Below are 14,582 nucleotides of genomic sequence, written 5' to 3'. Positions count from 1 at the left end.
ATGGATTAATGGTGTGCATGCACAGTCCCCATGTACCCAATGATGAAGCGGTAAGAAGTAGCGAACTTCATTCCAGAAAAGGACGAGAAAATGAAAGGTTATATACTGATACTTTGCGGTTTGATGGTGGCCTTCAACGCCAGCGCCGGGCGCATAACGATGAGCAATCCTGTACAGACAACCACGGAAAACGGGATGATACTCTGCGTATACAGCAACAATGTGTACACGTTCGTCTATAAAACCCGGTCGAAACATTGCCCGTACAGCAAGAGTTTTGACACATCCGAAGATGACAATTAGGGAAATACCGTGCTGGATCTCAAAGTTTGCCCATGTGTTCGTTCCGCTAAAATCAGACTCTGGGAAAGCATTTCCTGTTGCCCGTGAGCATATTGCACGTAAAGTGACCTGACACATTTGGGAAAGGAGGCTTTATGGATATCGCGCTGCTTAATAGGGGCTGGAACAGAACATGGTCAGATACCATGGTGAATCTTGAAGCCCGGAAACTCGTCGAAACAGCAAATCGGCTATCAGCATTCTATTTGCAAGATGGTCTAACACGTATCAAGTTTGTCGAGGAGATAAAACAGGTTGTAGAGAAAGAATTTGAAGCAGCGCGACGGGCCAAAACAGATGAACAATGCATCGTATGCATAAAAAATCTGCGTGCCGAAACGGATAATCTGCAAGAACAAGAGCGCCTGTTAAGGACCAGAGCCGCACAACTTTATGCAAAGATAGAATTTGTTCGAGAAAATAATAAAATCGTTGGTTATGTTATATCCGCTGTAAATGTGGTGCTATCAGGCGTGGTTCTCTTTGGTGGCTTTATGATGTTATCAACTATGGGGCCGATTGGTATGCTGGCTGGGGCAGTCCTGATTGCCGATGGAATGAACGGATTAACGAAAGAAGTGCTCAACTTTGATCAGCCAGCAGGACATAAACCCTCGCAAGGTATAATTGCTGACTCTGCGATGCATACGGCCCAGTTCATGGGATTTAATCCTAACACGGGCTTGGCTCTCTATAATGGTGTTACTCTTGGTGCCAGTGTGTACAGCATTGTAGGACTCGCTCGAAAAACTGGAGCCTGGAGATTATTCCGCTGGCTTCCACACGATTACTATCGCAAAGTCAGCACAATGAGCACTCCTAAGCTAACAATGAAGATTGTCGGTTATGGTGTTAAAGCAAAAGTGATTTTCGATCTATTGACAACAGAAAATGGAACCAGTTAATCCTTGATAGTTTTTCGGTAACGCCAGGATTTATAGGAAATTACCGGCGGCTGTGCGAAGGACATAATGGCAACCCCAAAGATCATCGCCAGCCCCCATGCAACTGCTCTATCAGGTGAGCTGAAGACGATAAGTAGCAGTAGGATTAAGGCACACACAGCCACCACTCCCGCCAAGGTAACAAATCGCCTGGCGAGGTCATTTATGGCCTCTCCAAGCGTTCCTCCATATTTTTCAATATTGCTTTTTATCTTCTGCAATTCGGGCTGCGTAAACCCTGAACGTAACAAAGCCTCATCAGTCACTTTCATATCGTCTCGTCCCTTATCTCCCAGAAGTGTTTTCTCAATCGCTGATTGTGCAAATAATCATACTGATGAACTTTACAGCATTCCAGCTGAAACTGTTTCTCTAATTCTGGAAAACTACCGTTTCCCAAAAAAGTGAATCGCCACGGGTTTATCAGTCAGCTTCAGCTTCTTAACAAACCCCGTCTCGGCGGAGTTTTTTGCTTTTAGCAGCACAATTTTTGCTTTTGGCTGCACAGATGAATGACTGTCCACGACGCCTTCGTCAAAACGAACGAATTCTCATTTTTGCGACAATAAGCACATTTCACTGTTTTTGTCTGGAGTTGCGCTGCTTTACCGATATTAGCGATCCAATTCACAAAATATCGCGCTAGAAAATGTGATTTTCTTGGTGTTAATTTATTGTTGATTTTGTTTTTTATTTGTATCTTATTCATGGCGTATAAATTAATGAAATCGTTTTATTTAATACATTTGCCGCGTGAATATGTGATGGGTTCGATGCTTTTCCTGATGTTGACAAGTATTTATTAAGTTATTTGATAATATACAAAAATGTTTAATAGAAATTACGTCTAATTATTCGCCGTTAATTGCCTGAAATATCACCTTTATTACCGATCCTTTATCACCATAAATAGATCGTGGTTATCGCCATAAAATAAAATTATCTCTCTGTTTTTTATTGATCAATATCAGGCGGGTTTATGGTAACTATTTATGTAACTTGGTGATTTATAATTAAAAATAGACTATTTTAATGGCATCTGATGTGTCGTAAAAAGTAATCTGTGAGAGACAGCACATACCCTTGCTATCAATAATGAGTAGAATTCTGCATCGGGATAAGGAAATAAGCGCAGAATATGATGAACACTATTATTCTACCGAAAACACAACACCTGGTTGTATTTCAGGAAGTCATTAAAAGTGGATCCATTGGTTCTGCCGCCCGACAGCTCGGGCTCACACAGCCAGCCGTCAGTAAAATTATTAACGATATCGAATCCTATTTTGGCGTCGAACTGATCGTGCGCAAAAACACCGGTGTGAAGCTGACCAGCGCGGGACAGACACTGCTCGCCTACTCCGAGTCCATCACTCGCGAAATGAAGAATATGGTCAGTGAGATGAACAGCCTGAGTTTCAGCACCGTTATTGACGTCTCGTTCGGCTATCCGTCGCTGATTGGTTTCACGTTCCTCTCCAGTATGATCAAAAAATTCAAAGAAGTGTTCCCAAAAGCGCGAGTATCAATGTTTGAAGCGCAGCTATCGTCATTCCTGCCCGCCATTCGGGACGGACGGCTGGACTTTGCCATCGGGACGCTGAGCGATGAAATGCTGCTGCAGGATCTGCACGTTGAGCCGCTTTTTGAATCTGAGTTTGTGCTGGTGGCCAGCAGATCGCGAACGTGCACCGACACGACAAGCCTGGCATCGCTCACGCATGAACAGTGGGTGATGCCGCAAACGGATATGGGTTACTACAAAGAACTATTAACCACCCTTCAGAACAACCACATCAGTATCGAAAATATCGTCCAGACGGACTCCGTCGTCACCATCTATAACCTGGTTCTCAATGCCGATTATCTCACCGTTATCCCGCGTGACATGATTACTCCTTTCGGTTCAGACCAGTTTGTGGTGCTGCCAGTCGAAGATGAGTTACCGGTCGCGCGTTATGCCGCCGTCTGGTCAAAAAATTATCGTATTAAAAAATCCGCTTCGGTATTAGTGGAGTTGGCGAAGCAATATTCCGCGCAAAATAGTGAAAGGCGAAAACAGCTCACCATAACTGAATAATATATTGAGAAGTGCACATTTTAAAAACACCCGGCGAAATTTATATATCGCTGACGCCCAAATTTTTCTGACATAAAATGAATTATTATAAAGAGGATTATATGCACATTACTTACGACCTTCCGGTAACGATTGAAGAAATACAAGATGCCCGTAAACGACTGGCTGGAAAAATTTATAAGACGGGTATGCCACGCTCTAACTATCTGAGCGAACGCTGCAAAGGCGAAATTTTCCTGAAATTTGAAAATATGCAGCGTACTGGCTCATTTAAAATTCGCGGTGCATTTAATAAATTAAGCTCGTTAACCGAAGCAGAACGTCGTAAAGGGGTCGTGGCCTGTTCCGCAGGCAACCATGCCCAGGGCGTTTCGCTCTCCTGCGCCATGCTGGGGATTGACGGCAAAGTGGTGATGCCGATGGGGGCGCCAAAGTCTAAAGTGGCCGCCACCCGTGACTATTCGGCAGAAGTGGTGCTGCATGGTGAAAACTTTAACGACACTATCGCCAAAGTGAGCGAAATCGTTGAGATGGAGGGGCGCATTTTTATCCCGCCTTATGATGATGTTAAAGTGATTGCCGGGCAGGGCACCATCGGTCTTGAAATCCTGGAAGATCTGTATGATGTCGATAACGTTATTGTCCCGATTGGCGGCGGTGGATTAATTGCCGGGATTGCGACAGCGATTAAATCAATTAACCCGACCATTAATATTATCGGCGTTCAGTCTGAAAACGTACACGGTATGGCGGCCTCGTTCTTTGCCGGTGAAATTGTCAATCATCGCACCACCGGGACCTTAGCCGACGGCTGTGATGTTTCTCGTCCGGGTAATTTAACCTTCCAGATCGTTCGTGAATTAGTCGATGATATCGTACTGGTTAGCGAAGATGATATTCGCAATAGCATGGTGGCTTTAATTCAGCGCAATAAAGTCGTGACTGAAGGGGCTGGCGCTCTGGCAACGGCTGCATTATTAAGCGGTAAACTGGATCATTATATTCAGGGTCGGAAAACAGTCAGTATTATTTCCGGCGGTAATATCGATCTCTCCCGAGTTTCACAAATCACCGGCCTCGTTGACGCATAAATAAGGACAGATTATGAGCAACACTGAAAGTATTATTGTCAGTCAGACAAAAGCGAGCTCCTGGCGTAAATCAGATACCACCTGGACACTCGGCCTTTTTGGCACCGCAATCGGTGCTGGCGTTTTGTTTTTCCCGATTCGCGCAGGGTTCGGCGGCCTGATCCCCATTCTGCTGATGCTGCTTCTGGCCTATCCGATTGCCTTCTACTGTCACCGCGCTCTGGCGCGTTTGTGCCTCTCGGGGAGCAATCCTTCCGGGAATATTACCGAGACGGTTGAGGAGCATTTTGGTAAGACCGGCGGTGTGGTCATCACTTTCCTCTACTTTTTTGCCATTTGTCCGCTGTTGTGGATTTACGGCGTCACTATTACCAACACGTTTATGACCTTCTGGGAAAATCAGCTCCAGCTGCCAGCACTAAACCGTGGTTTTGTCGCGCTGTTCCTGCTGCTGTTAATGGCTTTCGTCATCTGGTTTGGTAAAGACCTGATGGTGAAGGTGATGAGCTTCCTGGTGTTCCCGTTTATCGCCAGTCTGGTGCTCATTTCTCTGTCGCTGATCCCTTACTGGAACTCTGCGGTGATCGACCAGGTGAACCTGAGCGATATCTCCTTTACCGGGCATGACGGCATTCTGGTTACTGTCTGGCTGGGGATTTCTATCATGGTCTTCTCCTTTAACTTCTCACCCATTGTCTCTTCGTTTGTGGTGTCGAAGCGCGAAGAGTACGAACCGGAGTTTGGTAAAGCGTTCACCGAGCAGAAATGTTCCAAAATTATCGGACGCGCCAGCATGCTGATGGTGGCGGTGGTGATGTTCTTTGCCTTTAGCTGCCTGTTCACGCTCTCTCCGCAAAACATGGCGGAAGCCAAAGCGCAGAATATTCCGGTGCTGTCTTACCTTGCCAACCACTTTGCTTCGCTCTCTGGCACGAAATCGACCTTCGCTACGGTGCTGGAATATGGCGCGTCGATTATTGCGCTGGTCGCGATTTTCAAATCCTTCTTCGGCCATTACCTGGGCACGCTGGAAGGGCTGAACGGCCTGGTGCTGAAGTTTGGCTATAAGGGCGATAAGAAAAAAGTGTCCGTCGGCAAACTCAATACCATCAGCATGATCTTCATTATGGGATCGACCTGGGTGGTGGCGTACGCGAACCCGAACATTCTCGACCTTATTGAAGCCATGGGTGCGCCGATCATTGCCTCTCTGCTGTGCCTGCTGCCGATGTACGCCATCCGCAAAACGCCGGCACTGGCGAAATACAAAGGCAGAACGGAGAACATCTTCGTCACCGCGATTGGCCTGCTGACCATTCTGAATATCGTTTACAAACTGTTCTGATTTAAAGCTCAGGAAGAGCGGAGTAATGACATGATTGAATTTCCGGTTGTACTGGTCATTAACTGTGGTTCGTCGTCTGTGAAGTTTTCTGTGCTGGATGCCGCGAGCGGCGAGGCGCTGATGGCGGGCATCGCGGACGGCGTGAATACGGAGAATGCCTTTATATCCGTGAACGGGAGCGAGCCAGCGTCTCTGGCTCGCAAGGACTACGAAGGGGCGCTGGCCGCCATCGCCCTGGAGCTGGAGAAGCGCGATTTGATGGGCAGCGTGGCCTTGATTGGCCACCGTATTGCTCACGGTGGCAGCATTTTCAAAGAGTCCACCCTGATCACAGAAGAGGTTATCGACCAGATCCGTCAGGTTTCACCGCTGGCCCCGCTGCACAACTACGCCAATCTCAGCGGCGTGGAAGCCGCTCAACAGCTGTTTCCGGGCGTGCAACAGGTGGCAGTATTCGATACCAGCTTCCATCAGACACTCCCGCCGCAGGCCTATTTGTACGGTTTGCCATGGCGCTATTTCGAAGAGTTAGGCGTGCGTCGCTACGGTTTTCACGGAACCTCCCACCGCTATGTCGCTCGCCAGGCTTATTCACTGCTGCGTATTGCTGAAGAGGATAGCGGGCTGGTCATTGCGCATCTCGGTAATGGCGCGTCCATCTGCGCGGTGCGCAACGGTCACAGCGTTGACACCTCAATGGGCATGACGCCGCTGGAAGGGCTGGTGATGGGAACCCGCTGCGGTGATGTCGATTTTGGTGCGATGGCGTGGATTGCACAGCAGACCGGCCAGTCGTTTGACGATCTGGAGCGCGTGGTCAATAAGGAGTCGGGGCTGCTGGGATTGTCCGGCGTCTCGTCCGATTTGCGCACGCTGGAAAAAGCCTGGCACGACGGTCACGAGCGCGCACGGCTGGCAGTCGAGACGTTTGCGCATCGCATCGCTCGCCATATTGCGGGCCATGCCGCCTCCCTGCACCGGCTGGATGGCGTTGTCTTTACCGGCGGCATTGGTGAGAACTCCCGTTTGATCCGCCAGTTAGTGACGGAGCGCTTACAGGTGTTCGGCATTGAGCTGGATGATGAGAAAAATGCCCTGCCGGGCAGTGCCGGCGAGCGAATCATCACCATCGACACGTCTCGCGTGCCTTGCGCCGTGATCCCGACCAACGAAGAAAAAATGATCGCGCTGGATGCCCTCCGTCTTGGAAAGGCCGCTCTGGCAGCTGAAATTGCCTGATACAGAGAGAAAATCATGAAGGTAAATATTGATGTCCGTGTCGCCCCCTACAGCGACGCGTGGGCCGGCTTTTGCGGTAATGACTGGCGGGACAGTATCAATGTGCGGGACTTCATTCAGCACAACTACACGCCATATGAAGGTGATGAGGGCTTTTTAGCGCCAGCGACCCCGGCCACCACGGCGCTGTGGCAGAAGGTGATGGAAGGGATTCGCCAGGAGAATGCGACTCACGCTCCGGTCGATTTCGATACCCATGTCGCCACCACGATTACGGCTCACGGACCGGGTTATATCGAGAAAGAGCTGGAAACGATTGTCGGGCTACAGACGGATCGTCCGCTCAAACGGGCGCTGCATCCGTATGGCGGGATCAACATGATCCGCAGTTCGTTTGAGGCCTACGGGCGGGAAATGGATCCGCAGTTTGAATATCTGTTCACGCATTTGCGTAAAACGCACAACCAGGGCGTGTTCGACGTTTACTCGCCTGAGATGATGCGCTGCCGTAAATCCGGCGTGCTGACCGGCCTGCCGGACGGATATGGCCGTGGGCGTATCATCGGTGACTATCGTCGTGTGGCGTTGTACGGCATCAGCTACCTGGTGCGTGAGCGTGAACTGCAATTTGCCGATCTGCAGCCGAAGATGGAGCGCGGAGAAGATCTCGAAGCCACAATCCGTCTGCGCGAAGAGTTATCTGAGCACCGCCGGGCGCTGCTGCAAATCCAGGAGATGGCGGCGAAGTATGGCTTTGATCTCTCTCGCCCGGCGATGAATGCTCAGGAAGCAGTGCAGTGGCTCTATTTTGCCTATCTGGCGGCGGTGAAGTCGCAGAACGGCGGAGCGATGTCGCTGGGCCGTACGGCGACGTTCCTGGATATTTACATTGAGCGTGACATGAAGGCTGGACGTCTGAACGAGATCCAGGCGCAGGAGCTGATCGACCACTTCATCATGAAGATCCGTATGGTGCGCTTCTTGCGTACGCCGGAATTCGACACACTTTTCTCCGGCGATCCGATCTGGGCCACGGAAGTGATTGGCGGAATGGGGCTGGATGGCCGCACGCTGGTGAGTAAGTCTTCGTTCCGCTATCTGCACACGCTCAACACGATGGGGCCTGCGCCAGAGCCAAACCTGACGATCCTGTGGTCGGAAGCGCTGCCGATTGCCTTCAAGAAGTATGCCGCGCAAATGTCGATCGTTACCTCGTCGTTGCAGTATGAGAATGACGACCTGATGCGCGCTGATTTTGACAGCGATGACTATGCCATTGCCTGCTGCGTCAGCCCGATGGTGATTGGCAAGCAGATGCAGTTCTTTGGCGCGCGCGCCAACCTCGCCAAAACGCTGCTGTACGCGATCAACGGCGGGGTGGATGAGAAGCTGAAAATTCAGGTAGGGCCAAAAACCGAGCCGCTGCTGGATGATGTGCTGGACTACGATACCGTGATGGCGAGCCTCGATCACTTTATGGACTGGCTGGCTGTGCAGTACATTAGCGCGCTGAATCTTATCCACTTTATGCACGATAAATACAGCTACGAAGCCTCGCTGATGGCGCTACACGACCGTGACGTTCACCGCACGATGGCGTGTGGGATTGCCGGTTTGTCGGTGGCTGCGGATTCGCTATCGGCCATCAAATACGCCACGGTACAGCCGGTGCGCGACCATACCGGTCTGGCCGTCGATTTTGTTATTACTGGCGACTATCCGCAGTACGGCAACAACGACGATCGCGTGGACAGCATTGCCTGTGATTTGGTTGAGCGTTTTATGAAGAAGATTCAGGCGCTGCCAACTTATCGCAACGCGGTACCGACCCAGTCGATTCTGACCATTACCTCCAACGTGGTGTATGGCCAGAAGACGGGTAATACGCCGGACGGGCGTCGGAGCGGTACGCCGTTTGCGCCAGGCGCCAACCCCATGCACGGGCGCGATCGCAAAGGGGCCGTGGCTTCGTTAACCTCCGTCGCGAAACTGCCGTTCACCTATGCCAAAGACGGGATTTCCTATACTTTCTCAATCGTGCCGCAGGCGCTGGGTAAAGACGATGGGATACGTAAAACTAATCTCGTGGGGTTGCTGGACGGGTATTTCCATCACGAGGATGCGATAGAGGGCGGGCAACATCTGAACGTCAACGTCATGAACCGGGAAATGCTGATGGATGCCATCGAACATCCGGAAAACTATCCGAATCTGACAATCCGTGTTTCAGGCTATGCCGTTCGTTTTAATGCCCTGACGCGTGAGCAACAGCAGGATGTGATTTCGCGAACGTTCACGCAGTCCGTCTGAGTCTACACTTACTCTGTACCCCCTTTCTGTAAGGGGGTTTTTATGTCTTAACATGCATGGTTGTTTATATAGTATTTCACACCTGTTCATCCGTTCTTGAAAAACAATGTACTTGTTTTCCCTCCGAAAAATTTTAAGGACAATAAGATGAAAAAAATGACCCGTATCGCGCTGCTGGCCGTCTCCCTGACTGGCGTTTGTTTTGCGGCTCAGGCGGCAAATGTTCAGGCTGCACCGTCGCCATCGCAAGATCCGATCGTTCAGCACCTGAAATTGAGCAGCGATCAAGTTAAACAAATCACGGCCCTGCACCAGAAACTGGAAGATAACGTCAGTAATATCCCGATGACCGGCGTTAAAGACGGCGCATTAATTGAGATGTTCCAGGCAGGCAAATGGAATGAAAGCGTAGTGAAAAGCCAGCTTGCGGCATTCAGCAAGATTGAAGAGCAAACGCGTTATTATCGCGTGAAATATTATTTCGACGTCAACCAGGTTCTGACGCCAGAACAGCGCGCACAGGTGAAAACCGATTTCGCCAATGCACTGAGCGAATAATTCGCGGGCAGCCGGGTAACTGATGTGTTACCCGGTGTTTCAAATTAAACCGGTAAATCAATCAATAAAGCACGCAGCGGCGTGTCGGCAACCAGCGTGATATTCGCTTCATCGCGGATAAACGCCCCATCTCCGCAGGTCAGCGCTTCTTTTTCTTCCGTATGCGTCAGCGCATGCACGGTGCCATGAATGGATTGCAGGTAGGCGCGCGGTCCGTGAAGCTGGAAGCTTGCTTGTTCACCTTTTTTCAATTCAATGTGATGCAGCCACACCTGCTGGCGAAGCTGCAGGCTGCCATGACTGGCATCCGGTGAAGCAATCAGCTGTTGCTTATTGCCGCTCAAATTGATCTTCTGTACCAGCGCATTTTCCCGTTGCGGGCAGGCGTCCAGCCACAGCTGCATGCGGGTCAGCGTCTTATCTTTGCTGAGGTTATGCTCGCTATAGCTAATGCCTGGCTGCGTTGAAATCAGCAACGCTTCGCCGGCCCTGGCCTGGACGTGATTGCCCTCGCTATCGCGATATTCTGCTTCACCTTCCAGTATCAGATTCAGGATATCTACCTTCGGATACGTGCGCGGCTGGAAGGAGGCGCCCGGTGCGAGCACTTCCTGATTCAGCACGCGCAGTGAGGCGTAACCGAGCAGTTTTGGGTCAAAGTAGTGTCCAAAGGAAAAGGTGTAGCGGGCCTGCAGCCAACCAAAATCGGCCTGTCCGCACTGTTTTGCTGTTCTTGTCGTAATCATAAAACTGACCTCTCTTTACACTAAAACAATGGTAAAGGTATGGACGCTTCATTGTTAGCCAGATATTCTGCCCGGTATGTTCAAATTTCCTGAATGAGAACGAGATGGCTAAAGAGAGAGCATTGACGCTTGAGGCGCTGCGCGTGATGGACGCGATTGACCGGCGTGGCAGCTTTGCCGCTGCGGCAGATGAGCTGGGGCGCGTTCCGTCTGCCCTGAGTTACACCATGCAGAAGCTGGAAGAAGAGCTGGATGTAGTATTGTTCGACCGTTCCGGTCATCGAACAAAATTCACCAATGTGGGGCGCATGCTGCTGGAACGTGGCCGTGTGCTGCTGGAAGCCGCCGATAAACTCACCACCGACGCCGAAGCGCTGGCGCGCGGCTGGGAAACCCATCTCACTCTGGTGACGGAAGCGCTGGTCCCTACTGCCGCGTTATTTCCGCTGGTGGAACGTCTGGCCCTCAAAGCCAATACTCAGCTTTCGATCATTACCGAAGTGCTGGCGGGGGCATGGGAACGTCTGGAGACGGGCAGGGCGGATATTGTCATCGCACCCGATATGCACTTCCGGTCCTCCTCGGAGATCAACTCGCGCAAACTCTATAGCGTGCTGAACGTCTATGTTGCCGCACCGGATCACCCGATTCATCAGGAGCCGGAGCCGTTATCGGAGGTCACTCGCGTTAAATATCGCGGTGTCGCGGTGGCGGACACCGCGCGTGAACGTCCGGTGCTTACCGTTCAGCTGCTGGACAAACAGCCGCGTCTGACGGTCACTTCGCTGGAAGATAAACGTCAGGCATTGTTAGCGGGGCTTGGCGTAGCAACGATGCCCTATCCGTTCGTGGAGAAAGATATTGCCGAAGGGCGTCTGCGGGTGGTCAGCCCGGAGTACACCAACGAAGTGGACATCATCATGGCCTGGCGTCGCGACAGTATGGGCGAGGCGAAATCGTGGTGTTTACGCGAGATCCCAAAACTGTTTGCGCATAAATAGCGTTTGGCCCGGCCAGCATCAGGCTGCCGGGCTCGTTTCAGGCAAGAGGTTTTGGGTCGGGTCCAAAGCGGTTTTCACCCGGTGTGCCGCTCTGGCAGTTAAAGATCAGAATCACCAGCCAGCCGATAATTGGGATCAGAATCAGCAACAGCCACCATGCTGAACGGTCGGTGTCGTGAAGCCGGCGGAACAGTACCGCCCATGACGGCAGAAAGACTAGCAGCGCGTAAATCGTGGTAAGAATGCCTTCGCCACCCGCACGCTCCCACCCCAGAATTTTATCGACGATACCCAGCACAATGGCGAGGATGAAGTTCACCAGAACGAACATCCAGTATTCTTTACGCCGCGCGCGGCCGCTAAACCCTACGTAGTTTCTCAGTACTTTTAAATACCAGTCCATTTTTATGCCTCGATATGCAGTCAATCACTTGTTTTTTAAGCAATCGAGTTAAGGATAGTTGTAGATGATGAATTAAAAAAGGGCATCCGTGGATGCCCTTAACATTTAGCCGAAACGCGTGTCGCGACCGTGGGGTTCATCAAGATCCTGCCACGGACCCACGGAGATAATTCCGGTTGGGTTGATCGTCTTGTGGCTGCGGTAATAGTGCGTGCGGATATGGTTAAAATCGACCGTTTCGGCGATGCCATCCATTTGATAAATATCACGCAAGAAACCATACAGATTCAGGTAATCGCTGATTCGGTGTTTATCGCATTTGAAGTGGGTGACATACACCGGATCAAAACGGACCAGCGTGGTCCACAGGCGAATATCGGCCTCTGTCAGGCGATCGCCAGTCAAAAAGCGGTGCTGGCCCAGGATCTGCTCCAGCCGCGCCAGTGATTCAAACACCTGTTTCACCGCTTCGTCGTAGGCCTCCTGGCTGGTGGCAAACCCGGCTTTATAGACGCCATTGTTGACGTTGTCATAAATCCAGCTGTTCAGCTCGTCGATTTTATCGCGCAGTTCTGGCGGGTAGAAATCGCCCGCCCGCGCGCCGTGCGCGTCAAAGGCCGTGTTGAACATGCGAATGATTTCGGCCGATTCATTGCTGACGATAGTCTGATTCTTTTTATCCCACAGCACGGGAACCGTGACGCGTCCGGTGTAATGCGGATCGGCCTGCAGATAGAGCTGATAAAGAAAATCATGATGATAAAGATCATCGCCGGTAGCCGCCGGGAAGTCGCTGTCGAAGGTCCAGCCGTTTTCCAGCATCAGCGGATTGACGACAGAAACCGGAATGAAAGCGTCCAGCCCTTTCAGCTTGCGTACGATCAGCGTGCGATGCGCCCATGGGCAGGCCAGTGATACGTAGAGGTGATAGCGATCTCTTTCCGCCGCAAAACCACCTTCGCCACTCGGGCCTGGCTGGCCATCGGCCGTCAGCCAGTTACGGAATGCGGAAACAGAACGCTTGAAGCGCCCTCCAGTGGATTTGGTGTCATACCAGATATCCTGCCAGACGCCGTCAACTAATTGTCCCATTTTTCCTCCGTTTCAGATGTGCCCTTGATACTTCATGTGACCCAAAAGCAAAAGCAAAAGCGAGGAGATATCTCCTCGCTTTTTAATTCAGTATAGCGTGCTTACCACTTCTTATTCAGCGCACGGTCGATGCTGAATGCGCCCGGACCGGTGATAGCCAGCAGCAGGAAGCCACCCGCGATGGTCAGGTTTTTCATGAACATCAGGGAGTTCATGCCTTCCGCAAAGTTGCTGTGGAAGATGAACGCGGTCAGCAGCGTAAAGCCTGCGGTAAACAGTGCGGTGGTGCGGGTCAGGAAGCCGAACAGAATCGCCAGACCGCCGCCGAACTCAAGCAAAATGGTCAGAGGCAACAAGAACCCCGGGACGCCCATCGCTTCCATATACTGTTGGGTACCCGCATAACCGGTGATTTTGCCCCAGCCTGCGGTGATAAACAGAATTGGCATCAGAATGCGCGCTACCAGTACACCAACATCTTCTAATTTTTTCATTTTACTCTCCAGGGAACCACGGGGGCTGCTAATTATTATTTGTGTGCAAATCCGGGTAGATACCGCGTGTTTGCTGTCGATGGAGAGGATAATAAACGTGACGGGGAGCAATTGTTAGCAAGGAAAACTGTCAATCTTCTTCAAAGATATTGAGTGACTGAAGGGGAGGGGGAAAGACCAGGCCTGATAGACAACGTGCCATCAGGCCTGGCAGGAGGAACGTCTTGCCCGGTATGGGAAGATCAGCTGCGTAGCTGTTGCTGGCGAAGGGTCGCTTTCACCAGTCGCCATGCGCTCCAGACGCCAAAGCCCCGTCTTGCCCAGCGGACAAGCATGCTGGGATGACGAACCGTCCAGATAGCCATCACGCTGCTACCGACCAGCGCCCATGAGCGCAGGCTCAGAAACGTGTTCCAGCCGCGATCGTATGAGTGCGTCACTTCCAGCCAGTCACGGCGGCTGGCAGTCAGATCCAGCCGTTGCTGTTGGATCTGACTTAACAGATACGCTTTCCGTTTCTGACGTTCTGTTTTGCTGCTCACAGCTTGTCATCCTCCAGCAGTGCGCGGTCATTGGCCAGCTCCTGACGGGTATGGCGTAATAGCGTTGAGCTACGCGCCTTGTGCATCGTCCACAGCCCGCCAATGAGCGCCGCCACCAACAGCACAACCGTGGTGGCGATCATCGCATTAAGGCGATACTGCGGATCGATAGCCCAGATGATCAATACCATCAGGCTCATCAGGCCAAACGCGGCGAAGAGCATGGTGAGTCCCAGCATCAGCAGCATCTGGAAGAGATTGGCTTTCTCCTCTTCCAGCTCGACCACCGCCAGACGAACTCGCGTTTCGGCAATGCCGACCAGCGTGGTTAAAATACGCTGTCCGATACCGAGGACGTTTTTAGCAGGCCCCTGTGCGTGACGAGGATCTTCCAT

Annotated in this window: 16 protein-coding genes; 9 read left to right on the top strand and 7 right to left on the bottom strand. The window is 51.4% G+C overall.

Annotated elements, in window-relative coordinates:
* The first annotated feature begins 90 nt into the window (after nt 1-90).
* Complete coding sequence (locus tag SOM82_RS17970) at nt 91-303, top strand: hypothetical protein (RefSeq protein ID WP_414672122.1); 213 nt, start codon at nt 91-93, stop codon at nt 301-303.
* Nucleotides 304-437: 134 nt separating this feature from the next.
* Nucleotides 438-1,247, top strand: a complete 810-nt coding sequence (locus tag SOM82_RS17965; protein WP_320460891.1) for a DUF4225 domain-containing protein — start codon at nt 438-440, stop codon at nt 1,245-1,247.
* Here the strand turns inward: SOM82_RS17965 and SOM82_RS17960 are convergent.
* Nucleotides 1,244-1,558, bottom strand: coding sequence for a hypothetical protein (locus SOM82_RS17960; protein WP_003862882.1), 315 nt, complete (start codon nt 1,556-1,558; stop codon nt 1,244-1,246). The genes SOM82_RS17965 and SOM82_RS17960 overlap by 4 nt on opposite strands.
* An 869-nt stretch (nt 1,559-2,427) precedes the next feature.
* Between SOM82_RS17960 and tdcA the strand changes: the two genes are divergently transcribed.
* The 6 genes from tdcA (at nt 2,428) to SOM82_RS17930 (ending at nt 9,909) form a co-directional block, all read left to right on the top strand.
* Nucleotides 2,428-3,366: a transcriptional regulator TdcA gene (tdcA, locus tag SOM82_RS17955; RefSeq protein ID WP_320460943.1), complete on the top strand. Its 939-nt coding sequence runs from the start codon at nt 2,428-2,430 to the stop codon at nt 3,364-3,366.
* Nucleotides 3,367-3,467: 101 nt separating this feature from the next.
* Nucleotides 3,468-4,457 carry a bifunctional threonine ammonia-lyase/L-serine ammonia-lyase TdcB gene (gene tdcB / locus SOM82_RS17950; RefSeq protein WP_154126378.1) on the top strand — a complete coding sequence of 330 codons (990 nt, stop codon included), beginning with the start codon at nt 3,468-3,470 and terminating at the stop codon, nt 4,455-4,457.
* Between the two features lie 13 nt (nt 4,458-4,470).
* Nucleotides 4,471-5,802 carry a threonine/serine transporter TdcC gene (gene tdcC, locus SOM82_RS17945; RefSeq protein WP_154126377.1) on the top strand — a complete coding sequence of 444 codons (1,332 nt, stop codon included), beginning with the start codon at nt 4,471-4,473 and terminating at the stop codon, nt 5,800-5,802.
* A 30-nt stretch (nt 5,803-5,832) separates the two neighbouring features.
* Entirely contained in the window at nt 5,833-7,041 is a 1,209-nt protein-coding gene (tdcD, locus tag SOM82_RS17940; protein WP_320460890.1) for a propionate kinase, read from the top strand.
* A gap of 15 nt (nt 7,042-7,056) precedes the next feature.
* Nucleotides 7,057-9,351 (top strand): formate C-acetyltransferase, encoded by a 2,295-nt coding sequence (gene pflB, locus SOM82_RS17935; RefSeq protein ID WP_320460889.1) that lies wholly within the window; start codon nt 7,057-7,059, stop codon nt 9,349-9,351.
* 147 nt (nt 9,352-9,498) lie between these two features.
* On the top strand, nt 9,499-9,909 hold the full coding sequence (locus SOM82_RS17930; protein ID WP_154126374.1) for a Spy/CpxP family protein refolding chaperone: 411 nt from the start codon (nt 9,499-9,501) through the stop codon (nt 9,907-9,909).
* 44 nt (nt 9,910-9,953) lie between these two features.
* On the opposite strand, the gene SOM82_RS17925 is transcribed toward SOM82_RS17930, so the two are convergent.
* A complete protein-coding gene (locus SOM82_RS17925) occupies nt 9,954-10,655 on the bottom strand; it encodes a pirin family protein (protein ID WP_320460888.1) in 702 nt (233 codons plus the stop codon).
* Between the two features lie 104 nt (nt 10,656-10,759).
* On the opposite strand from SOM82_RS17925, the gene SOM82_RS17920 reads away from it, so the two are divergent.
* A complete protein-coding gene (locus SOM82_RS17920) occupies nt 10,760-11,656 on the top strand; it encodes a LysR family transcriptional regulator (RefSeq protein WP_154126372.1) in 897 nt (298 codons plus the stop codon).
* Nucleotides 11,657-11,693: 37 nt separating this feature from the next.
* Here the strand turns inward: SOM82_RS17920 and SOM82_RS17915 are convergent, their stop codons facing one another.
* The 5 genes from SOM82_RS17915 to SOM82_RS17895 all read right to left on the bottom strand — a co-directional run bounded on the left by SOM82_RS17915 (nt 11,694) and on the right by SOM82_RS17895 (nt 14,582).
* Nucleotides 11,694-12,059, bottom strand: coding sequence for a DUF805 domain-containing protein (locus SOM82_RS17915; protein WP_154126371.1), 366 nt, complete (start codon nt 12,057-12,059; stop codon nt 11,694-11,696).
* 105 nt (nt 12,060-12,164) lie between these two features.
* Complete coding sequence (locus tag SOM82_RS17910; protein WP_320460887.1) at nt 12,165-13,151, bottom strand: glutathione S-transferase family protein; 987 nt, start codon at nt 13,149-13,151, stop codon at nt 12,165-12,167.
* Between the two features lie 101 nt (nt 13,152-13,252).
* Nucleotides 13,253-13,645: a DoxX family protein gene (locus tag SOM82_RS17905; protein ID WP_320460886.1), complete on the bottom strand. Its 393-nt coding sequence runs from the start codon at nt 13,643-13,645 to the stop codon at nt 13,253-13,255.
* A 242-nt stretch (nt 13,646-13,887) separates the two neighbouring features.
* On the bottom strand, nt 13,888-14,187 hold the full coding sequence (locus tag SOM82_RS17900) for a YqjK-like family protein (protein ID WP_320460885.1): 300 nt from the start codon (nt 14,185-14,187) through the stop codon (nt 13,888-13,890).
* Nucleotides 14,184-14,582 carry a phage holin family protein gene (locus tag SOM82_RS17895; protein ID WP_320460884.1) on the bottom strand — a complete coding sequence of 133 codons (399 nt, stop codon included), beginning with the start codon at nt 14,580-14,582 and terminating at the stop codon, nt 14,184-14,186. The genes SOM82_RS17900 and SOM82_RS17895 overlap by 4 nt, the downstream gene beginning before the upstream one ends.

This window comes from Lelliottia sp. CFBP8978 (assembly GCF_034046055.2).
Classification (GTDB): domain Bacteria; phylum Pseudomonadota; class Gammaproteobacteria; order Enterobacterales; family Enterobacteriaceae; genus Enterobacter.
This window is presented reverse-complemented; position numbering and strand designations above follow the sequence as displayed.

Coding starts and splice junctions, on each gene's coding strand:
- tdcA (WP_320460943.1), top strand. CDS start 2,428: ATGAACACTATTATTCTACCGAAAACACAACACCTGGTTGTATTTCAG.
- SOM82_RS17915 (WP_154126371.1), bottom strand. CDS start 12,059: ATGGACTGGTATTTAAAAGTACTGAGAAACTACGTAGGGTTTAGCGGC.
- pflB (WP_320460889.1), top strand. CDS start 7,057: ATGAAGGTAAATATTGATGTCCGTGTCGCCCCCTACAGCGACGCGTGG.
- SOM82_RS17910 (WP_320460887.1), bottom strand. CDS start 13,151: ATGGGACAATTAGTTGACGGCGTCTGGCAGGATATCTGGTATGACACC.
- SOM82_RS17895 (WP_320460884.1), bottom strand. CDS start 14,582: ATGGAAGATCCTCGTCACGCACAGGGGCCTGCTAAAAACGTCCTCGGT.
- SOM82_RS17960 (WP_003862882.1), bottom strand. CDS start 1,558: ATGAAAGTGACTGATGAGGCTTTGTTACGTTCAGGGTTTACGCAGCCC.
- SOM82_RS17970 (WP_414672122.1), top strand. CDS start 91: ATGAAAGGTTATATACTGATACTTTGCGGTTTGATGGTGGCCTTCAAC.
- tdcC (WP_154126377.1), top strand. CDS start 4,471: ATGAGCAACACTGAAAGTATTATTGTCAGTCAGACAAAAGCGAGCTCC.
- SOM82_RS17905 (WP_320460886.1), bottom strand. CDS start 13,645: ATGAAAAAATTAGAAGATGTTGGTGTACTGGTAGCGCGCATTCTGATG.
- SOM82_RS17920 (WP_154126372.1), top strand. CDS start 10,760: ATGGCTAAAGAGAGAGCATTGACGCTTGAGGCGCTGCGCGTGATGGAC.
- tdcB (WP_154126378.1), top strand. CDS start 3,468: ATGCACATTACTTACGACCTTCCGGTAACGATTGAAGAAATACAAGAT.
- SOM82_RS17965 (WP_320460891.1), top strand. CDS start 438: ATGGATATCGCGCTGCTTAATAGGGGCTGGAACAGAACATGGTCAGAT.
- SOM82_RS17930 (WP_154126374.1), top strand. CDS start 9,499: ATGAAAAAAATGACCCGTATCGCGCTGCTGGCCGTCTCCCTGACTGGC.
- SOM82_RS17925 (WP_320460888.1), bottom strand. CDS start 10,655: ATGATTACGACAAGAACAGCAAAACAGTGCGGACAGGCCGATTTTGGT.
- tdcD (WP_320460890.1), top strand. CDS start 5,833: ATGATTGAATTTCCGGTTGTACTGGTCATTAACTGTGGTTCGTCGTCT.